This is a genomic window from Brevibacterium oceani (assembly GCF_017948325.1).
Taxonomy (GTDB): Bacteria; Actinomycetota; Actinomycetes; order Actinomycetales; family Brevibacteriaceae; genus Brevibacterium; species Brevibacterium oceani.
This window is the reverse complement of record NZ_CP072846.1, coordinates 4,139,917-4,160,785: the sequence shown is the minus strand read 5'-3', so window position 1 is coordinate 4,160,785 and position 20,869 is coordinate 4,139,917. Positions and strand designations below refer to the sequence as shown.

Annotated in this window: 17 protein-coding genes; 7 read left to right on the top strand and 10 right to left on the bottom strand. The window is 65.5% G+C overall.

Annotated features, from left to right (window positions below; genetic code table 11):
* Position 1: 1 nt before the first annotated feature.
* The 3 genes from J9314_RS18415 (at position 2) to J9314_RS18405 (ending at position 2,799) form a co-directional block, all read left to right on the top strand.
* Positions 2-868, top strand: coding sequence for an ABC transporter permease (locus J9314_RS18415; protein ID WP_210603728.1), 867 nt, complete (start codon positions 2-4; stop codon positions 866-868).
* 123 nt (positions 869-991) lie between these two features.
* Positions 992-2,197 (top strand): sensor histidine kinase, encoded by a 1,206-nt coding sequence (locus J9314_RS18410; protein WP_210603727.1) that lies wholly within the window; start codon positions 992-994, stop codon positions 2,195-2,197.
* On the top strand, positions 2,194-2,799 hold the full coding sequence (locus tag J9314_RS18405) for a response regulator transcription factor (RefSeq protein ID WP_210603726.1): 606 nt from the start codon (positions 2,194-2,196) through the stop codon (positions 2,797-2,799). Before J9314_RS18410 ends, J9314_RS18405 begins: the two co-directional genes overlap by 4 nt.
* Positions 2,800-2,979: 180 nt before the next feature.
* Here J9314_RS18405 and J9314_RS18400 read toward each other — a convergent pair whose 3' ends face one another.
* Both J9314_RS18400 and J9314_RS18395 read right to left on the bottom strand, forming a co-directional pair.
* On the bottom strand, positions 2,980-4,104 hold the full coding sequence (locus J9314_RS18400) for an ABC transporter permease (RefSeq protein WP_210603725.1): 1,125 nt from the start codon (positions 4,102-4,104) through the stop codon (positions 2,980-2,982).
* Positions 4,101-4,988 carry an ABC transporter ATP-binding protein gene (locus J9314_RS18395; protein WP_210603724.1) on the bottom strand — a complete coding sequence of 296 codons (888 nt, stop codon included), beginning with the start codon at positions 4,986-4,988 and terminating at the stop codon, positions 4,101-4,103. Before J9314_RS18395 ends, J9314_RS18400 begins: the two co-directional genes overlap by 4 nt.
* Positions 4,989-5,340: 352 nt before the next feature.
* On the opposite strand from J9314_RS18395, the gene J9314_RS18390 reads away from it, so the two are divergent.
* Genes J9314_RS18390 through J9314_RS18380 form a run of 3 tightly spaced genes read left to right on the top strand, consistent with a single transcriptional unit; the run spans position 5,341 to position 10,113 of the window.
* Positions 5,341-7,707 (top strand): SpaA isopeptide-forming pilin-related protein, encoded by a 2,367-nt coding sequence (locus J9314_RS18390; protein WP_210603723.1) that lies wholly within the window; start codon positions 5,341-5,343, stop codon positions 7,705-7,707.
* 10 nt (positions 7,708-7,717) lie between these two features.
* Entirely contained in the window at positions 7,718-9,100 is a 1,383-nt protein-coding gene (locus J9314_RS18385) for a SpaH/EbpB family LPXTG-anchored major pilin (RefSeq protein WP_210603722.1), read from the top strand.
* Entirely contained in the window at positions 9,097-10,113 is a 1,017-nt protein-coding gene (locus tag J9314_RS18380) for a class C sortase (protein ID WP_210603721.1), read from the top strand. The genes J9314_RS18385 and J9314_RS18380 overlap by 4 nt, the downstream gene beginning before the upstream one ends.
* Here J9314_RS18380 and J9314_RS18375 read toward each other — a convergent pair.
* The 8 genes from J9314_RS18375 to J9314_RS18340 form a co-directional block, all read right to left on the bottom strand.
* Positions 10,085-12,763 carry a helix-turn-helix transcriptional regulator gene (locus tag J9314_RS18375; protein ID WP_210603720.1) on the bottom strand — a complete coding sequence of 893 codons (2,679 nt, stop codon included), beginning with the start codon at positions 12,761-12,763 and terminating at the stop codon, positions 10,085-10,087. The genes J9314_RS18380 and J9314_RS18375 overlap by 29 nt on opposite strands.
* Positions 12,764-12,990: 227 nt before the next feature.
* Complete coding sequence (locus tag J9314_RS18370) at positions 12,991-13,662, bottom strand: response regulator (protein WP_210603719.1); 672 nt, start codon at positions 13,660-13,662, stop codon at positions 12,991-12,993.
* Positions 13,659-15,194 (bottom strand): sensor histidine kinase, encoded by a 1,536-nt coding sequence (locus tag J9314_RS18365; protein WP_210603718.1) that lies wholly within the window; start codon positions 15,192-15,194, stop codon positions 13,659-13,661. The genes J9314_RS18370 and J9314_RS18365 overlap by 4 nt, the downstream gene beginning before the upstream one ends.
* Positions 15,195-15,356: 162 nt before the next feature.
* Positions 15,357-15,944 (bottom strand): class I SAM-dependent methyltransferase, encoded by a 588-nt coding sequence (locus J9314_RS18360; RefSeq protein ID WP_210603717.1) that lies wholly within the window; start codon positions 15,942-15,944, stop codon positions 15,357-15,359.
* A 104-nt stretch (positions 15,945-16,048) separates the two neighbouring features.
* Entirely contained in the window at positions 16,049-16,924 is an 876-nt protein-coding gene (locus J9314_RS18355; protein ID WP_210603716.1) for an anti-sigma factor, read from the bottom strand.
* Positions 16,921-17,496, bottom strand: a complete 576-nt coding sequence (locus J9314_RS18350; protein ID WP_210603715.1) for a sigma-70 family RNA polymerase sigma factor — start codon at positions 17,494-17,496, stop codon at positions 16,921-16,923. The genes J9314_RS18355 and J9314_RS18350 overlap by 4 nt, the downstream gene beginning before the upstream one ends.
* 228 nt (positions 17,497-17,724) lie before the next feature.
* Entirely contained in the window at positions 17,725-18,417 is a 693-nt protein-coding gene (locus J9314_RS18345; protein ID WP_246490500.1) for a fasciclin domain-containing protein, read from the bottom strand.
* A 153-nt stretch (positions 18,418-18,570) separates the two neighbouring features.
* The gene (locus J9314_RS18340) at positions 18,571-20,232 is read right to left on the bottom strand and encodes a molybdopterin-dependent oxidoreductase (protein ID WP_210603714.1); all 1,662 of its coding nucleotides are present in this window, start codon (positions 20,230-20,232) and stop codon (positions 18,571-18,573) included.
* Between the two features lie 126 nt (positions 20,233-20,358).
* On the opposite strand from J9314_RS18340, the gene J9314_RS18335 reads away from it, so the two are divergent.
* The gene (locus tag J9314_RS18335; protein WP_210603713.1) at positions 20,359-20,862 is read left to right on the top strand and encodes an OsmC family protein; all 504 of its coding nucleotides are present in this window, start codon (positions 20,359-20,361) and stop codon (positions 20,860-20,862) included.
* The last annotated feature ends 7 nt before the right edge of the window (positions 20,863-20,869 follow it).

Sequence of the window (20,869 nt, the reverse complement as noted above, 5' to 3'; positions counted from 1 at the left end):
AATGTCCACCCAGCCCAGCACTACTAAGTCCGGCACAACCAAGCCCACAAGCACAGGCAAACTCGGCACAACCAAGCCCAGCGCAACCTCGGCGAGCTTCCTCGACTCACTGAGCGAGCGCCGCCCACCGAGCTTCGGCGGATTCTCTGCCACCCTGCTCCGGCTCGAACTGCTGCGGAAGCTGCGCAATCGGCGCACACTCATCTTCACGATGATCATGCCCGCGGTCTTCTACCTCATCTTCGGGGTGTCGAATCGGGGCGAGATGCTCGGGGACACGAACGCAGCGCTCTACATCTCCGTCTCCCTGGCGACGTACGGGGCGATGGTGGCTACGACCACTGGCGGTGCCCAGGTCGCCGTGGAACGGGCACTCGGCTGGAGCCGCCAGCTCGCGCTCACGCCCCTCCACCCCGCGGCCTACATCCTCACGAAGGTGATCGTGTCGATGATGCTCGGTGCCGTCTCCGTCATCGTCGTCTTCGCACTCGCCGCGATCACCGGAGTCCACGCCCCGCTGGGCACGCTCCTGCTCTCCGGACTCCTCGTCATCCTCACCTCCTCGGTGTTCGCGGCCTTCGGTGTCATGCTCGGCTACCTGCTGCCGGCCGAGAACGCCATCCAGGTCTCGAGCATGGTCCTCGGCATCCTCTCCCTCATCGGCGGACTCTTCGTCCCCCTCGAGATCTGGCCGAAGACCCTGCAGACGATCGCGCACTTCACCCCGGCCTACGGTGCCGGAGAGATCGCCCGCGCACCGCTCGGCGGGGGTTACGATCAGTGGGCAGTGGTCAACGTCGTCGTCTGGCTGGCGATCTTCGTCGCAGGCTCCGCGTGGGCACTGCGCAAGGACACCGCACGAGTGTGAGCCGGTGCCTGGCAGACACCGACAGCGGTGGTCGTGGGCTCTACCGAGAGCCCACGACCACTCTGCAGTTCCGCGAGACCGAGTGGTTCCGAGGCAGCAGCGACGACGAACGAGGAGGCAGTGATGAGCACTGAGACCTACGAACGTCCCTTCACGTTCATGAGCTGGTTCTTCCCCATCTTCTGGCTCGTCTTCCTCGCCTACCCACTCAACGCCTCGTGGAATCTGGAAGGAACCGCGCGGGCGTGGGGTCTGGGCCTGACGATCATCTTCGCCCTCGTTTTCTACATCGCCATGGTGGCCGGCGGTGTCGGCCTGGGGGCGTTCTCCCGCACCGTCCGCGATGCGACATCGATCCCGACGCGTCGAGCAAAAGTCGTCGTCAACGCCGCCATCGCCGTCATGGTGGTCATCACCGTCATCGTGGTGCCACTTGTCGGCGAGGAGGGGTTGTCATTCCTCGCCTACATCTCCGTCCTCGCCGTGGTGTCCATACGGAAGGTGATCCCCGGACTCGTCATCGCGGCCTCGACCCTCTTGGTCGCCGAGGCGGCCCAACGTCTCGTACCCGGGTGGACTCACGATTGGGCCACGACCTTCGGCATCTCGATCTCTGGCTTCGCCATGGTCATGGCACTCCTTGCCGGGGACCGGGCCCGAGCCGCCCGGGCCTCGGAGGAGGAGAACCGCCGCCTCGAACGTGAGGCCGAACGGCTCCGGCTCTCCCAAGACGTCCACGACGTGCTCGGACATTCGCTCACCGTCATCGCGCTCAAGGCCCAACTGGCCGCGAAGCTCCAGGCCGCCGGCGCCCCCGAGGCGGCCACCCACATCAGCGAGATCGAGACCCTGGCCCGTGGTGCGCTCGCCGACGTCCGCACGACGGTGCAGGGCACCAGGCGGATCTCGCTGGCTGAAGAGCTCGTGACGGCGACGCGGGCACTGCGGGCCGACGGCATCACCGTCGAAGCACCCACCTCGGTTGACGGAGTCGAGACCGAACTGCGCGAACTCTTCGCGTGGGCGGTGCGCGAAGGCAGCACGAACGTCCTCCGACACGCTCGAGCCGGGCGCTGCACGATCACGCTCGGTCCCACCCGATTCGAGATGCGCAACGACAGCACTGGGAGGACGACCAACCTCGGCGAGGTGGGCGCGGGAACCGGCCTGCAGGGACTGCGCGAACGGGCGCGAGCGGTCGGCGCTGTGGTGCGCACCCAGAAGACCGACGACGGTTTCGTCCTCACGGTCGCCCGGGAGGCTAGTGGCGACGCGGTCGCTCGCGACGAGGGCGGCGTCGTCGCCCGCGACGGGGAGGCACCGCAATGATCACCCTGCTCATCGCCGACGATCAGAGGATGGTCCGTGAGGCGCTCGCCGCTCTGCTCGGCATGGAGGCCGACCTCGAGGTCGTCGCCCAGTGCGCCCGTGGCGACGAGGTGCTGCCGGCCGTGCGGGAGTCCCGCCCTGACGTCGCCCTCCTCGACGTCGACATGCCGGGTCCCGACGGCCTCGAGGTCGCTGCCACCTTGAACAAGGAGTTTCCGCAGGTCAAGGTCATCATCGTCACGACCTACGGGCGACCGGGATGGGTGAAACGGGCGATGGACGCCGAGGTGGACGGATTCATGGTCAAGGACGCACCGGTCGAGCATCTCGCCGAGGGCATCCGCCGGGTGATGTCGGGTCTGCGGGTCATCGATCCCGAGCTCGTCGTCGAATCGTCGATGCACGGCGCTTCTCCGCTGACGGAGCGGGAGACCGACGTGCTGCGAGCGGCGGCCGACGGTGCCAGCGTGGACGAGGTCGCCTCGACACTGTTCCTGTCCGCCGGGACCGTGCGGAATCGGCTGTCGGCGGCGATCGGGAAGACGAACGCCCGCAACCGCGCCGACGCCGCACGCATCGCCCGAGACAACGGGTGGCTGTAGGTCAGGCCCGTCGTCGTAGCCGCCTCTGTGCCCTCACGCGGCCGTCGGGCACGTGACTGTGCATCAGAAGTGTGAGCGTACTGATTTTCATCACTACGTGTGCACATCGGGCATACAGTAGCCGTGCCGCACCGACCGGGCCGCACGCTGGCAGTGCCGCACACCATCCGGGCCGCTGGCTCAGCGTCGCCGCAGCGCCTGGCCCCACGACAGCTTCAGCCCCGACTGGAGGATCGAGCGTTCGAAGATCCGGGTTGCCACCAACAGGGCGAGCAGTGTCGTCGCGGCGAGGATGAGCAGCGAGACGAGCGGCTCCCACCATGCGATCGTGCCGAGGAAGACTCGCATCGGCACGGCCACCGCCGCCGAGAACGGAATGTAGCTGAGCACCCCCATGACCGTTTCGTTCGAGGAGAAGATGATGACGGCCATATACGGCAGGAAGATGAGCATCATGATCGGCGTGCTCGTCGACGGCAGGTCCTCGGTGCGTGAGACCATCGAGGCTGCGGCCGCGTAGAGGGCGGCGACCATGACGAAGCCGATGATGAAGAGCGGGACGAACCAGGCGATCGGTTCGGCGACCTTGCCCAACACGAGGTCGTTCCCGCTGATGGCGGCTCCGGCGAGGACCGCGACCGCGGTGAGTCCGATCTGCGCGAAGGCGAGGATCGTACACGCGATGACCTTGCCGAACATGAGTGCCCGCGCCGAGGTGGAGGCGAGCAGGATCTCGACGATGCGTGACTGCTTCTCCTCGACCACCGAGGAGGCGATCGTATTGCCGAAGGTCATCGCCGCCATGAAGAACACGAGTCCGAGGCCGAGCCCGATGAAGTATGTCAGGGCCGGATCCGGAGCGTCGGGGTCGAGGAGTTCGACCTCAGGCGTGAGGCTGAGCGAGCCGATGAGCGATTCCGGGGCCGACCGGAGCGAGAGGACTGCAACTCCGGTCGGGGAGTCCTCCGAGTCGACGACCGCGGCGTCGACCTTCTCGGAGCTGACGAGGGCTTTCGCCTCATCCACATCGTCGACGACGACAGGTTCGATGTCCTCGATGCCCTTGACGGCTTCGGCCCCCGCCGAGGTGACCGCTACCTTGTCCGTGGAGGAGAAGAGTGAGGGCAGCGCCCCGGAGACTCCGACGAGGACCCCGAGGATGACGATCGAGAGGATCGTCGAGATCATGAAGGCCTTGGATTTGAGGCGGACCATGATCTCGCGTTCGATGACGAGGCCGATGGCGGTGGTGAAGCCGGCACGGTTCGCGGCTGTGTCTGTTCGGGTCAGGGTTTCTGTGCTCATGACTGTGTGACCTCCTGGAAGAGCCGGTTGAGGGGGACGATGTGCGGAGCGAACGAGGACACGGAGGACACGTCGAGCGCTTTCCTCAGGACCGCCTCGGCGGTGGTGGAGTCCGGTGCTGCGAAGCGGACCCAGTTCCCGTCGAATTCGATGACGGTGATGTCGGGGATCTCGCGCACCCACCCCATGTCCGCGTCGGTCTGGAGCGTCCATTCGGGTGAGCTGCGTTCGCGGCGCAGTTCGTCCGTGGTGCCGGCGGCGATGAGGCGGCCGTCGTTGATGATGACGACGTCGTCGACGAGGCGTTCGACGAGGTCGAGCTGGTGGCTGGAGAAGAGCACCGGGGCGCCGGAGGCGGCGAAGGAGGTGAGGACTGCCAGGGTGCGTTCGACGGCGGTGGGGTCGAGTCCGGAGAACGGTTCGTCGAGGACGAGGGCCTCGGGGTCGTGGATGAGGGCCGCGGCGATCTGGACCTTCTGCTGGTTGCCGAGGCTGACTGCTTCGAGGGTGTCGGTGGGTTCACCCTTGAGGTCGAGTTCATCGAGGAGTTCGAGCCCGCGCTTCTTCGCGGCCTGGCGCGTCAGTCCGTGGAAGCGGGCGAGGTAGACGAGCTGGTCGATGATCGGCATCTTCGGGTAGAGCCCGCGCTCTTCGGGCATGTAGCCGATCGCGCTGCGGTGAGCCGGGGTGATTTCGGATCCGTCGATCGTGATGCGTCCGGAGTCGGCGGCCAGCACGCCGAGGAGGATGCGCATCGTCGTGGTCTTGCCGGAACCGTTCGACCCGACAAATCCGGTCATTCGGCCGTCGCCGATGTCGAAGCTGAGGTCGTGCAGCACCTTCTTGTCGCCGAAGCTGCGGTTGATGTTCTCCAGGGTGATCATGCTTCAACGCTATGCGGAGATCGGTGTTCTGGGATCAGCCGAGCGGGTGAATTCGTGCCCCTGCCTGCGGGGGAGTCGGGCGGGGCGGAGCAGGTGGGATCAGCAATATTTCGAAGATTGAAATTCAAACTACTGAGTAGTTGAGCGAGTAACTACTCGGTACTGGGGTGACTACGGAACTCTTGCTGAAGAGTGCCTGCTGAGCAGTGTGATTGATCGTGCAACTACATATCTTGAAAGAGCTTGACCAGCTCTTCACTCCGCAACTCTGATATCGGTGCCACGTTGCCGTGCATCGTCAGGGATTCGAATCGGGCTGGAACACCTTGCTCGACTTCGAAATGAGGGATGTATGACCCGGGTACGTCTGCGTGTGCGCGCCCTACTGGCTGCGCTGACGGCGCTCCTCGTCGTGCTTTCGGGTATGACCATGCTTGCGGCGGAGCCTGCTCAGGCGGCTCCGGTCTCGATCAACTGTGCGCCAGGAACTGCCTACTCGGTGTCGAGTGACGGGCAGATGTGGAAAATTACGAGTGGCGGTACTTCGAAGGTGGGCGACCCTGCCAGGGACGTCACCGGCTTTAACGGGCTGGGCATCGGCGATGATGGAAAAACGGTTTATGCTCTTAACCGGTTATTCGTCCAGAATGGATCTGACTCGGGCGTGACCGTCTATCGGCTCACCACCGGAACGGGAACATGGTCATCAGTTAGTCGCCAGCGGTCGGTGAGCGGGATCAGCCTGATCGCTGGTGCTGTAGACCCATTGACGGGAAGCTATTATTTCGGCGGGTACAGCACCGATGGGAAGTCATTCAGTCTATACGTCTTTGACCCCTCGACAGACAGCATCACACTCAAAGCGACGGTCGACACAAGTTCGAACTACAACTCGGCGTCGAATGGAGATATGGCTTTTGACGCCAGTGGCAATCTCTTCATCGTCCGAGGAGTCGGCACGAAGACCACGGTTTTCAGCCTGAGTAAGGCTGCGCTCGACAAAGGCAACAATCTCTCGTTGAAACCTTCTGTGAGCGGTCCTTTCGATACCAGCGACAAAGTCAATGGTGTAGCTTTCGACGCCAACGGTACCGCTTACTTGGGCAGCTCCGATGATGTCAAGGCATTCGATATGCCAGGTTGGTCTAACGGTACTAATTTTTCCACTAGCTCTGGAAAAGGTACAGACCTTGCCTCATGCTCTCCTCCGCCTTCTGTGACTCTTATGAAGAATATTCAAGGGAGGCGAGCCAAGGCCGGGGATCAGTTTGAGCTGACGCTCAAGGAGGGCAGTACTGGGCTAGGAAAGGCTGTCACAACTGGCGATGATGCCGATCTTCAAGACGACGATGAGGAAGTTGTCAGAGTGGCGACAAAACCCGGGGCGGAGCTGACATTGAGCGAAGCTGGGGTAGGCGCGACCGACCTCGCCGACTATGAAAGCAGTTATTCATGTTCGATCAAGGGCACAACAACGATCCTATCGGAGGGCAATAGGGCAACTGGCACGGTCACCATTCCCCGCACAGGCAAGGAAATCGTCTGCACGATCACCAATGCTCCGCTGACCGCCAACGTCTCGATCCACAAGGACGTTGTCGACGAGAACGGTGAGAACAAGAAGCCCGGCAAAGACTGGGCAGTCGGTGCGAAGGCGACAGCCACGTCCGACACTGTGTCCTCGAACCCGACGGCAACCACGCAGAAGACCGATGCAAACGGTGATGCGAAGTGGGGCCTGAAGTTCTCGAAGACGACCGGTCGTGCCACCGTTGCGGTCTCCGAAACACAGCAGGACGGGTACGAGTTCAAGAGCGGCAGCTGCGACATCACTCGCCTTGACGGGTCGAAGGCCACGACGAAGCTCACGAGCGACAAGAGCACCGACCTCACCGGAATCAAACCCGGCGATGACGTCAAGTGCTCCTACCTCAACAAGGTCAAGGACACGACGCTGACCCTGGTGAAGAAGGTCGACAACACTGCTGCAGCCGGCACTGCCAAGGACACTGACTGGACTCTCAAGGCCGAAGGTGACGCAGCCTCCGGCAACAAGACGATCGAGGGCAAGACCGGATCGGAGTCGGTGACCAAGGCGAAGGTGAAGTCCGGTAAGTACGCCCTTTCTGAGGCCGGAACCCCGAAGGGCTACGAGGCCTCGGACTGGGACTGCAAACCGAGAACCGGATCAGGCGTCGTCACCTCGGACAAGAGCTCCGTGACTCTGAAATCCGGCGACGATGCCACCTGCACCATCACGAACACCGCGAAGACCGGTGCCGTGACCTGGGGCAAGACCGACGAATCCGGAAATGCACTCAAAGGCTCGGTCTGGACCCTCACCGATCCCGACGGGAAGTCGACGGAGATCGAGGACTGCGTGGCCGCCTCGGCGGACAAATGCGCGGGCGCCGATAAGGACCCGGCAGCCGGCAAATTCTCCGTTGACAGACTCAAGTGGGGCAAGCACACCCTCGTCGAGAAGAAAGCCCCGGCCGGATACATCCTCGACGACGCACCCCACACGTTCACGGTCTCCGGACCCGACCTGGAGAAGAAACTCGGGTCGTACACCAACGAGCAGAAGCCCCCGGTGGCACTGCCGCTGACCGGCGGAACCGGAAGCCAGATCTACCTCATCGGCGGAGCAGCACTGCTCGCCGCCGCCGGTGCCATCGCACTTCTCAAGGGCCTGCGCCGCAGGAACCGGAAGCACTGAAAGGGAAACAATGAAAAACAGGAAATCAGGTCTGTTGCGGCGTCTGACCGCGGTGGCCGCCATCGCCTCGCTGAGCGTTCTGGGCATGGCCGGCACCGCGCAGGCCGCTGACAATGTGGGCAACATCGATTCCGGTCGGACCGGCTCGATCATCATCCACAAGTACGACGGCAGCTACGGCACCGATGGGGGTGACGGATCGGCGATCACGGACACCTCGAAGCTCGGCGAACCGCTGAACGGCGCCGAATTCACCGTCCAGAAGGTCACAGACAAGGGTGGCCAGGCCGTCGACCTGACGACCCCCGAGGGCTGGGACCTCATCACCGGTCTCAAGGCCTCCGAGGTCAAGGCCGGCGGATTCTCGCTGGGCAACGGCGTCGCGAAGACCACCGCAAACGGCGGACTCGCGACCTTCGAAGGTCTGCCGCTCGGCCTCTACCTCGTCACCGAGACCAAGGCTCCCGCGAACGCGACCTCGACGACTGATCCGTTCCTCGTCACGCTTCCGCTCTCGCAGGACAACGGCAAGTGGCTCTACGACGTCAACGTCTACCCGAAGAACTCGGTGAACAAGACCCAGCCGACCAAAGAGGTCTCGAACCCCTCAGCACCGATCCTCGGTTCGACCGTCGACTGGACCATCACCGCACCGGTTCCGGCCGCGAACAACGGGTACAAGAAGTTCGTCATCACCGACAAGCTCGATTCCCGCCTCGGTTTCGTTTCCGCCAAGGTCGCGGGCTTCACGGAGGGCACCGACTACACGCTCGCGAACAACGGCGGCACAGTGTCCATCACCTTCACAGCGACCGGACTGAACAAGCTCGAGGGCGGTAACAAGGTCGTCGCCACGATCACCACGAAGGTCACCTCCCAGGGCGACGGCACCATCGAGAACACCGCCCTGGTCAACACGAACGACTCCAAGGTCGAGACCCCTGCCGTGAGCACGAACTGGGGCTCGCTCAAGGTCATCAAGCACGTCGCCGGCGACCAGGGGCACACCCTTGCCGGTGCCGAGTTCGACATCTTCTCCGATGCTGCCGGCAAGAACAAGGTCGCTTCGGTGAAGACCGCAGCCGACGGCACTGTCTCCGTCACCCTGTGGGTCGGCAACAATGACGACACCACGCAGAAGTACTGGGCCAAGGAGACCAAGGCCCCGGCCGGCTACATCCTCGACGACTCTCTCAACGAGGTCACCGTCACCGCCGGTGAAGTCGCGAGTGCCTTCGAGTACAAGTTCGCCAACACCCAGCAGGGTCACCCGGACCTCCCGCTGACCGGTGCTGACGGCAAGCTGCTCGCGATGATCGCCGGCATCGGCCTCATGCTCATCGCCGGTGGTGCAGGCATCGTCGCAGCCAACCGCCGCAAGAATCAGGTGTGACTCACTCACCTGAAGGCAGGCAGACCACCGAGGCTGCCGTGCCGGGTACGGCCACGCGGCGCCCGTCCACCGACGGGCGCCGCTGGCGCGTGCCGATTCTCTCCCTCGTCGTCGCGCTCATCGCCCTGACCGGCCTGGGCATCTGGACCTACCCGAGCGCGGCTGCGTGGTTCTCTCAGCTCGATCAGTCGAAGATCATCGACAACGCCGCGGACGGGACCGCCGGAAACCGCGCCGAGAACGCCCACCAGATCGCTCTCGCCCACAAGTACAACGATGCCCTCGAATCCGGAGCCAGTCTCGAATCGAATCAACGGCTGCCGTCGGGCGAGGGCACCTCGGCGAAAGGCGCACCCGCGTACGAGGACGTCCTCGACGACGGCGGGCCCGGAGTGATGACCCGACTGCGGATTCCGAAGATCGACCTCGACCTGCCCGTCTACCACGGCACGGACGATGCCACCCTGCTCAAGGGGCTCGGCCACCTCGAAGGCACGAGCCTGCCCGTCGGGGGAAAGGGCACACACTCGGTCATCACCGGCCACCGGGGACTCGCCGAGGCGACCATGTTCACGAACCTCGACAAGGTCGGCAAGGGGGACCGGTTCACGCTCACGACCTTCGGCGAGGTGCTCAGCTACCAGGTCGTGAGGACTCAGGTCGTCGATCCCGATGAGACCGAATCGCTGGGCACGATCCCCGACCGGGACCTCGTCACCCTCGTGACGTGCACCCCGCTGGGCATCAACTCCCAGCGCATCCTCGTCACCGCCGAACGCGTCTACCCGACCCCTGCCGCCGACCGCGAATCAGGTCTGGCCGAATCGGACCTGCCGGGCTTCCCCTGGTGGATCGTCATCATGGCAGCAGGCCTGGTGGCAGCCGGCATCTACGTGTGGTGGTCGGGCCGTCCGGTGCGGCCGAAAAGGGCCGACGCGTCGAATGAAACGAAGACAACCGGTGCAGCGACCGGTGCGAAGTCCACTAGCGCCGCGCGTGGTCCGAAGCATTGATCCGGCCGGTGTCGCGCAGCGTGAGCATCAACCGCGGAATATCACGGCGACGCTCCGCCCCGAGCTTGGCCCGAGCCTGCAGCACATGCGATTCGACGGTGCGCACCGAAAGCACGAGTCGCTGGCTGATCTGCACGTTCGTCAGCCCTTCGGCGACGAGGCGGCACACCTCGAGCTCACGATCGGTCAGGGTCACGGGCGGTGCTGCCGCAGAGGCAGCTCCCGCCGTGTCTTCCTTCGGCTGCGGATCTTCCGGCGGAATGGACGCCCGCTGCCGCAGCGCGTCCAGGGCCTCTCCGGCCATCCGTGCCCGAGCGCTGAGTCGCTGTCCGAGAAACAAGGCTCTGGCCTCGGCAAACGCATGTCGGGCGGCACCGCGGTATCCGACCTTCTGCAGCTCCCGGCCGGCTGCGAGGAGTTCCTCGGCATCCTCGTCCGCTGCGGCTTCGATATGTCGGCGTGCGGCCCGGGGGCCCGGCATGGTCAGGGTCTCGACCTCCGCGGGTAGGGACTCGCGCGCCTCGGCGGGGCTGATCGTGCCGTCGAGCACGCGGGCATGAGCGAAGATGGTGTGCATCCACGCGGGCATCGGCCCGGGATTCGTCGCCCCGGGCCCGAGCAGGAACGACGCGAGGCCGTCATGGAGTCGGTAGCCCTCGCACGGGGCACTGTCGGTGGTCGAGGCCGGGTTGTAGAAAGGCGCGTTGCTGCGCTGCCATCGGCCGAGGGTGTCCCGCAGACCCCAACCGACCGCGAACAGTGCCGGGGTGACCGTGTCGGCCACCGCCTCGTAGTCCCGGGCGGCGAGCTCGGTCTCTCCGTCGAGCAGACGTTGGATGCCGATGCACCATGCGGTCGTCGCGCTCAGCTGCCATCCGCTGTGGGCTGAGGCTCCTGTCGCCGAAGCCAGAAGGGTTCGGGTGGCGAGTTCGGAGCGCTGCGGTTCGACTCCGGCCAGCAGGCAGTTGACGGTCGCGCCGATGGTGAAGAACCAGGCCATCGTGAAGGTGAAGCCGCTGAGCGGTCGCGATCGGACGGTCGTGATCTCGGCGATGAGGTCGAGTCCTTCGGCGGCGGCAGTCATCAGCGCTTCGGCGTCATCGGTCTTCAGGTGGTACTGGCACAGTGCGGCGAAGGCCATGAGTCTCAGCGACCACGGTGCGGCAGGAGAATCGGCCACCGCGCGGGCGTCCTCGACCCGGGTCATCGCACCCCCGGTGAAGGAGGACACGAGGTTCGAGAACCCGGGAATCTTCGGTTCGACCTCCTCGGCGAGGAAATCCGTCCACCACCGCGGCAGCTCGCGTTCGGCCGACAATGCCGTCGCGGCCGTGGTGAGGAGTTCGTGGACGACGGGATCACGTTCGCGGCCCATGGCCCCGAGGCCGATCCCCTTCCTGATCATCTCGAGTGCTCCTGCGCGGTCGCCTCCCAGCAGGAGCGCCGTGATCATCTGCAGCTCCCATTCGAGGAAGAGCGGATCATCCTGCACCGCATCTTCGACGATGTGGAGCATGATCGTCGCTTCCAAAGGGTCGCCGAGGCGGTTGAGCGAACGTGCCGCCCTGAGCAGCAGTTCGGTGCGGCGCCGATCGATGTCGAGGCCCTCGTTGATGACGTCCCTGGCCAGACCGATCTCAGCGGCCTCACCGACCGGGTAGCCGGCCTTCCACAAGGTCGTCAGGCGGCGTTCGAACTTCTCCTCGTCCGCGGCGTCTGCCTCGCCGAGGGGCTGGTTGGCCAGCGCATCGACGTGCAGCGACGAGACCGCCACAGACGCGCGGCCGCTGACATCGAATTCCCGTGCCAGGCGCATATCGATGAGCCGGGCGATGACCGCATCCCCGAAGAGCTGCTTGGCCGTGCGGGTCGGCATCGGACTGAGGTCGCCGAGGCGGCGGGCAGCGATGAGAGTCGCGGGGCTGTGCTGTGAGAACCGCGTGGAGACTCGTGACAGCACCCGGTTGCCGAAGAACGGGGTGCCGATGCTTGCGTGAGGATAGTGCCGGGGCACCCTGTGCGGATTCGTCTCCGCCCAGGCGATGAGATCGGCGGCGACGATCGGCTTGCCTCCGGACAGCGCCGCCAGGGTGCGCAGCTGCAGGTCATCGAGGGGAATGGTCGCCGACAAGCCCGTGACCAGCGCCAGGGATTCGCTTCCGGTGAGCCGGGCCAAGTCGACCCGTTCGAGTTCTCCGCTGCTCCACCCGTCGGCGATCTGCCCGAGGACACCGTCGTCTCCGCCGCGGACGGTGCGCAGGTGGTCGCCGTCGAGGAGGTAGGCGATCGGCACCGGGGAGGTGTGGAGTGCCTGGTCGATGACGGGTTCCGCCGCATCCGTGAGGAGGTGGGCGCCGCTGATGATCCGCGGTTCGCACTTCGAACGGCCGGCATCGACGAACCGCGCGACCTCCTCGGCGGTGGTGTGGGCACTGGCCCGCAGCAGAGTCTGGTCAGGCTGACCGAGTGCGGCGGCCAGCGAGCGGGCGAAGTCCAGGGCTCCGTCACCGGGCAGGCAGACCACGACGACGGAGCGGCCGGATCGGAGGTGGTCGACGATCTGGGCCGATTCGCGGCTGCGGGTCGGTGCGAGGTGCACCAGCCGGTCATAGGTGGGGTCGACGGGGGTGATGCCGTCCACACTGTGCATAGGTGTGCAGCCTTTCCGGTCTGCGAACCGGATCGGCCGTGGGAGCTGCGATGCCGTTCGCTGGGGGAGACCGTCAATGCGGTGGTTGGGTGTCGGTGGGGAGGAGCGAACCGCCCTATGACGGTTCGATGAGAGACATATTACTCCCGTTGTGACCGAGACTGTGACCGATGTCCATAAAAGGTGCCGATCCATCCGCCGAGGCGGCCCGCGGTCCCCGACTCATCTCACCCTGCCCGGTCCTGCCGCCCGATTGCCACGACTCCGTGCTCGTAGGCCCAGATCACCGCGTGGATGCGGTCGCGGATGCCGAGCTTTGCCAGCAGATTCGACACGTGCGTCTTCACCGTGGCGTCGCCGACGAAGAGCTGAGAGGCGATCTCAGAGTTGCTCGCTCCGGTCGCGACCAACCTGAGCACCTCGAGTTCGCGTTCGGTGAGCTGCTCGAGCTCCGGGGCCGTGGGGGTGATCGGCTCCGGCGTGGACACCGAGCGTTCGATGACGCGGCGGGTCACCTCGGGGGAGAGGAGTCCGTCGCCGGCGGCCAGGGCGGTGACGGCGTCGATGAGCTGTTCGGCCTCGGCGGTCTTGAGGAGGAACCCGCTCGCGCCGGCGGCCAGAGCCCGGAACAGGAAGTCGTCGCGGTCGAAGGTGGTGAGCATGAGGACGGCTCCGCCCGAGCCGCGACGGACGATCTGCTCGGTGGATTCGAGTCCGTCCATGACCGGCATCTGCACGTCCATGCAGATGACGTCGGGGGAGAGCTCGAGGGCTTTGTCGATGGCGATCTGCCCGTTCTCGGCCTCGCCGACCACGGTGATCCCGTCCTCGCTTTCGAGGATCGTGCGGAAACCGGTGCGGACCATCGATTGGTCGTCGACGAGGAGCACTCGGATCATGGGTGGGCCCTCTCAGCGTGTTCAGAGTCGGTGGATTCGGAGCCGCGCGGCTCGGGAGCCTTCGCGGTGGGTGCGGTTTCTGCGGCGGGGCCGCGGCCCTCGGTCTGTGGGAATTCGTCCCGGGGTCCGAGCCCATCTGCCGTGCTGCGCGGGTAGGGGATGCGCGCGCGGACGAGCCACCCGCCGCGGGATTTCGGACCGGCCTCGAGGCTGCCGCCGAGGGCATTCATGCGCTCTCTCATCCCGACGATGCCGAGTCCGGTTCCCTCCGACCGACGGACCGCACCGGCGCGGCGCTCGTGTGATCCGTGCGCTCGCTCTGTCGTCGAATCGATGCCGCGGGAGTCGGGATTGCGGGAGTCATGACCGCGGGAATCGCTCACCTCGACCTCGAGATCAGCGGTGCCGTAGCGGACACGTACGGCCACCTCGGCGCCGGTGCCCGCATAGCGGGCGCAGTTCGTCAGGGATTCCTGGATCACTCGGTAGATCGACATCTCCGTGATCGGGGTCAGCGGACGCGGTCGCCCGACCGTGGTGTACTCGACGGTCTGGCCGAATCGTTGGGCCGATGTGATGAGCTCGGGCAGATCGCCGAGGCCGGGATTGCCTTTGACCGACGACGCTGCCGGTTCGTCGGACGTGCTGACCCGAGCGGTGTCCGTGTTCTCGAGCGGGTCGGCAGGTGTGTGCGTGTCGCGGAGTGTGTAGACGAGGGCGCGGAGCTCATCGACGGTCTCACGGGTCGAGGACTCGATGACCTGCAGCGATTCCTTGGCTTTGTCGGGGTTCTTCTCGAGGCTGCGGCGTGCTGCTGCCGCGTGGATGCCGACCCCGGCGATGTGGTGGGCGACCCCGTCGTGGAGTTCGCGGGCGATGCGCACGCGCTCCAGGTCAAGTGCCTGGCGGGTCAGCTGCTGTTCCTGTTCGCGGACCTCCTCATTGGCGGCTCGGAGTTCGCCGAGCAGGCAACGCTGGGCGTAGGCCCGATTGCCGAAGAGCCACGCGCCGCCGAAGAACACGGCGTTGATGAGGAACGTGACCCCGGTGGCCGCTGCGAACTGGACGAAGGTGAGATCACCCAGATCCTGGAACTGCAGGGCGGCGGAGACGACGACATAGACGAAGATCGCCAGACACAGCAGGCAGCGCGAGACGAACGCCACCCGCCGGCTGAGGCGGAATGCGCCGATCGCATAGACGGAGATGAAGAGAGCGATCTGGGAGACGCCGGGCTCCATCATCTGCAGAATCTGCGCAGTGACGTAGAGCGCGGTGATGAACCAGGCCACGAGATTCGGGAAGCGCCGCCTCCACAGGAGCGGAACAGTGACGATGATCGAGAGCAGGCAGGCGACCCACAGTGGGGCCTTGAACTCCCAGAATCCGCTGCCGGAATAGAGCACGGCGAACACGAGCGACCCGGCGGCCAGCGCAGCCACGAGCCGGACATCACTGCGCGTGGGGCGACGTTCCTCGTCTGAAATCACGCGCTCCGGCTGGTGGGCCGGATCGTCAGCTGTCTCTGCCATTCCCTCAGCTTAGACAGTCTCCGTCTGCGAGGACATCCGTCGCAATGGGGATTCGGCGGTGCGCGCTCCGCCCTGCGACGGAGGGTTGACACTGTGTTGGAGGAAGGGCAAGGCGCTGGAGTCGGGCACAGTACTGAGGGCGGGCGCAGTGCTGGACCCGGCTCAGGGTTTCTCCGCCACGACGACGGCGAGGTCCCGGTGCTGCCAATGCGCGTGCGGTGTCAGCCCCGCCTCTGCGAGCCAGGTCAGCTGGTCATCGAGAGAGCTGGGAGTGTCGTCGATCCAGTCGATCTGGGTGACGACGTCTGCCGGGTCGGCGGGTACGACGAGGTCGCCGAGGACGAACCGTCCGCCGGGTCTGAGCACCGCTGCGATGCGAGCGAAGAGGTCCGCCTTGCCGGCACCGTCGAGGTGATGGACCGCGAGCGTCGACATCACCAAGTCGAAGGGGCCACGCGGAAGCGGATCCTCAAGGCGATTCTGCCGCAGCTCCGTGCGCTCCGGGTCGAGAGCTTCTTCGGCAGCGGCGAGCATGTCGGCACTCGCGTCGATGCCGAGCAGTTCCGTCTCCGGGAGCGCTTCGAGAACGCGCTGTGCGGTCAGACCGCTGCCGATGCCCAGATCGAGGATCGACCTCGGTCGTCCCGCTGCCGCTGCGGCTGCCACTTCGGTCTGCAGGCGAGGATAGTCAGGGATCTCCTCGGCCATGAGCGCCTGGTAGGTGTCCGGATCCCACTCGAATTCGGTCATGTCTGCTCCTTCGCCGACGGTGGGAGCGAGCCTACTCGGCGAGGTCCGGAGCAGTCACGCCTCGGTGCCGTCGATCTGCCGCGAGCAGAACTCTGCCGCCGGACCTACAGGTCGATCGCGACAACCGGGTCGGTGGTCGGCTGCTTCGAACCGCCCTCGGGTTCGACGGTGATGCCGAAGACGCTGCCCTTCGCGAACTTCTCGCCGGCGATGGTCACCGGCTGATTCGACATCAGACCGGCGCTTTCCGGGCCGTCGGCGCCGATGACCCACATCTGCATCGACTTTCCGGCCGGTGGCCGTCCGATGTCTTTTGGACTGAGGCGGATGAGCTGCTCGCTCTCGGAGGAGAGCACGGTGACGGTTCCGCCGTCCGGTATATCTGCGGTGCTCGTCTTCAGGTCACCAGCCTCCATGAGGCGGGCCGAGTCATCGAGCTGCTGCTGAGTCGCGGCCAGGTCCTCTTCCAGCTCGTTCTGCCGCTGATTCTGCTGCCAGACGGTCGCGCCGAGACCGGCGGCGACGACGATCGCGGCTGCGGCTGCGGCCCAGGGCAGCCAGGAACGTCGGCGAGGCTGAGCCCGGCCCAGGTCGTCTGCGCGGGCGTCGGATCGGCGGGCCTCCCGATGGGCGCTGAGCGACGTCGGCGCGGGCGGTGCCTCGGCGAAGGTTTCCGCGGCAGCCGGTGTGGGCGAAACCTCACCGACCGGTGGGGTTTGTACCTCGGCTGTCGGGGTCGACTCTGCGGCCGGTTCCTGCTCATGGTTGTCAGGGATGCTGAGAATCGCGTCGCGGGCCGCCGCGCTGACCTCGGCCGGTTCATCGGATTCGGCCGTTTCGGCCATGACGTCGGCATAGGAGGCGACTTCAGAGCGGAATTCGGCGTCGGCTTCGGCCAGCGCCTGAGCCTCGGCGAGTTCGTCATCGCTGAGCCCGCCGAGAGCCAGCCCGGCAGCCAGATAGTCACGATCTGCGCTCATCGGCTTGCCTCCAACTCTTCTCGCAGCTTCTTCATTCCGTCCCTGATCCGTGACTTGATGGTACCCAGCGGCACCTGGAGATTCTCCGAGATCTGGGTGTGGGTCATGCCCTGATAGAAGGCCATGACGATCGGTTCGGCCTGCTCATCCGGCAGGACCTGCAGAGCCGAGACGGTCCGGTCGGACTCTGCGCGGGCGATGACTGTCTGCTCCACCTGGTCACTGGCCGCGACAGTGGTTCGGAGCCCGTCCGCTACGTCCCTGTCCTGTTGGGCCTGGACGCTGCGCACACAGTCGATGGCTCGTCTCCGGCACAGGGTGACCAACCAGGCTCGTCCGCTGCCGCGGCTCGGGTCGAATCCCGAACACCGAGTCCACACCTCGGTGAAGCAGTCCTGGAGGACCTCCTCGGCGAGGGACCTGCTCTTGACGATCCGCAGGATGACGGCCATGAGGATGCGGGAGTGGGTGGTGAACAGCTCTTCGAATGCGGACCGGTCACCGTCGGCGATGCGGATCAGCAGGACACCGCCGGGATCGGCGGAATCCGCCGGCTGGTGATCAGAGCTCATTGCCCAATCATGCCATGCATGCAGAAATCGATCACACCTTTCCCAGGTGAGCGAGTCGGCAGGGGCGGGCGTCGGCGTCGGGCCGTGCCCTGCTGGAATGGTCAGCAGGCGATCGCATGAAGCCCCACGAACCGGCGAGGAACTGATGGCGGCCGGGAGCCGATCCTGTTGCTGCTGATCGGTTCCCGGCCACTGCATCGTGGTGCTCTCTCGCTGCGGGCTCTTCGGTCACTTGTCGGGCATCATCACACCGTCGACCATGTAGACCGTGGCGTTGGCGGTCTTGACGCCGCCGCAGACGAGACCGGCATCGTCGAACTTCATGTCCTCGCCCTCGCCGGAGATCTTGACCTTCGAGCCCTCGACTGTCTCATGTTCGCCGGCGATCTCATCGGGTGAGAGCTGACCGGGGATGACATGGTAGGTCAGCACCTTCGTCAGCATGTCCGAATCCTTGGCCAGCGCGTCGAGGTCGTCCTTCGGCACATCGGCGAAGGCATCGTCGACCGGAGCGATGACGGTGAATTCGTCGCCGTTGAGGGTGTCGACGAGGTCGACATCGGGGTTGAGCTTGCCCGAGACCGCCTTGGTCAGGGTCGTGAGCATCGGGTTGTTCGAGGCGGCAGTGGCGACAGGGTCCTGGCCCATGCCCTCGACAGATCCGGCCCCGTCGGGGTTCTCCTCGGCGTAGGTCGAGCAGCCCTTGCCGACGAGGTCGGTATCGTTCATGGACGAGTCGCCGGATTCGTCGGGCATCTCGGATTCGTTCGAGTCAGCCGGCTGGGATTCGGAGCTGCCGGAATCCGAACCGGACTCCTCTCCTCCGGAGCCGGAATCCATGCCACAGCCGCTGAGAGCCAACAGGCCGATGGCTCCGGCCGAGAGGATAGTGGCGGTGCGAGTGCGAAGCAGTGTCTTCATTGTTCTTCTCCTGTTAGCAGTGATGCGTGTTCGCGCACAGCTGTGAAGTGATCTCCATTGCTCGCTGTGTACTGGGTATTCGCAGCGGGTGCGCATCCGGATGGGTGAATCGGGAAGAAAGTTGAAAATCTTCTCGCCGAGGTGACTCTGCGCTCATTCGACGCGGAACTGGATGTGGTGGTGGCCGGTGGCCGAATTCGGGATCGAGTCGCGACGTTTCGCCGTCTGCACGGTGCCGTCCTTGTCGGTCGCGCGGACGGTGAGCGTGTGGGTGCCCGGTTCCACCTCGGCGAAATCGGCACGCCACTGCCTCCACGTGTCGATCGTGACCTCCTCGGCCAGCTCTGCCTGCGTCCACTTTCCGTCGTCGATCTTGACTTCGACACGTTCGATGCCCGAACGCTGCGCCCACGCGGTGCCGCCGACCCGGATGTCTCCGGCGGAGACCTTGGCCAGCGGCTTCGGCACCTCGATGCGGGAGGCGACGAGGATGGGCGCCTTCTCGTCCCACCCGCGGTCGGTCCAGTAGGCGGTCTTCTCATCGAAGCGGGTGACCTCGAGTTCGGTCACCCATTTGGTGGCGGAGACGAATCCGTAGAGTCCGGGGACGACGAGGCGGGCTGGGAACCCGTGTTCGGGAGCCAGCGGCTGTCCGTTCATCCCGACCGCCAGCAGGGATTCGCGGTCATCAGTGAGCGCCTCGATCGGGGTCGACGCGGTGAAACCGTCGAAGGAATGCGAAAGGACCATATCGGCATCAAGACTCGGGTGCGCACGGGCGAGGAGTTCACGCACGGGGAAGCCGAGCCAGGTCGCATTGCCCACGAGCCCACCGCCGACCGGGTTGGAGACGCAGGTGAGCGTGATGTGGTGCTCCTCGAGAGGCAGGTCGAGGAGCTCGTCCATCGTCAGTGTCACCTCTTGATCGACCATTCCGTGGATCCGCAGGGACCACTGTTCGGGGTCGATGACCGGAGGGGCGAGAACCGTGTCGATGCGGTAGAAGTCCGCAGCTTCGGTGACGAAGGGAACCGTGCCCTCGACGTCGGTGCTCGCGGCCGCAGGGATCGCGGCGGCCCTCTTCGCCGGGGTGGGCAGGACCAGCTTGGCGACCGCCGCTCCGGCGTCCTGTGCGAGGGAGGCAACGGTCTGACCGACCGCGATGGTGACGGCGCCGATGGTGCCGACGGCTCCGGCCAGGCCGAAGAAGCGGCGGCGACTGAGCGGGTTCGATGTCCGTGAACCGGGCGCAGGGCCGGGCTCGGAATCGGGCTCGGACTCGGGGCGATCGGCCGCCTCGGCGGGATCATCCGGGACGGCGGTGCCCTCGGCGTCGTCGACGGGACGGTGGGCCGCCTCGGCGGAGGTTGCGAACCCGCCGAGCCGCAGCAGCAGGGCGAAGACGGCGATGCCGACCGCGAGCCCGACGAGCGTGGGGATGACATCGAGGGCACCCGCCTCGGGGCGCAGGATGATGACGGCGAGGGGGACGAGTCCCGCGATGAGCAGAAGTCCCATGCCCAGACGTCGACGGGAGGCGGCCACCGCTCCGATGAGACCCGCGAGGACGAGCGCGCCGAGGCCGGTGGAGAGGACGAGGACGAGCTTGTCATTGTCGCCGAAGAGGGCGATGACGGGTTTGATGGCTGCCGGGGGAGCCAGGGGGATGATCGCCTGCCCGAGGGTGAGCAGGGGTGCGGCGCTCGGGCTGAAGGCGCGCGCGAGGACATCGGCGAGGCCGAACATCGCCAGCGTCGCCGCCAGCCCGGCAACTGCGCCGCGGAGGCGGGGGTGGACACGTCGGGTTCCGTTCATAATGGTCATTCGGAGCGGTGCCCGCTGCGGATGGGTGCGGGTCGGCACGGACGGATCGGACTGAGGTCACGGTCCATTCATCGAAAGCACAATGAACTTGTTGCGTGCCTGTCGTAGCATGGTGCAATGACTGAGAACCCCGGATACGCCCAGCCGCAGGCTCGGAGCGACGATGCGGACGAGCCGAAGAGCCCGAGCGCGCCCATCTACACCGCCAAGGTCGAAAACCTCGGCGGCACCTCCGGCGAGGTGCGAATCGAAGATGGTCAGACGCTGACCACGGCCCCGACCTCGCACGTCGAAGACGGCAACAATCCCGAACAGTTCCTCGCTATGGCGTGGTCGACCTGCCTCGGTGAGACGCTCAAGGTCGTGCTCGCCGTCAACGAACTCGATGCTCTGTCCCGAGTGCGGGTCGAGGTCGAACTGCACAAGGAACCCTCCGGCAACGGCTTCTACTTCGCGCCGCACGCGTTCATCTCCATCGACGGAGTCTCGGACGAGGACGCAGAGAAGTACGCCGCCCGCGCCCACGCCCGCTGCCCGATCTCGAAGCTGCTCATGGGCAAGGGGTCGCCGGTCGTCGACATCGAACCGTACAAGAACCCGGACAACTTCCAGCTCAGCTGAGCCGACC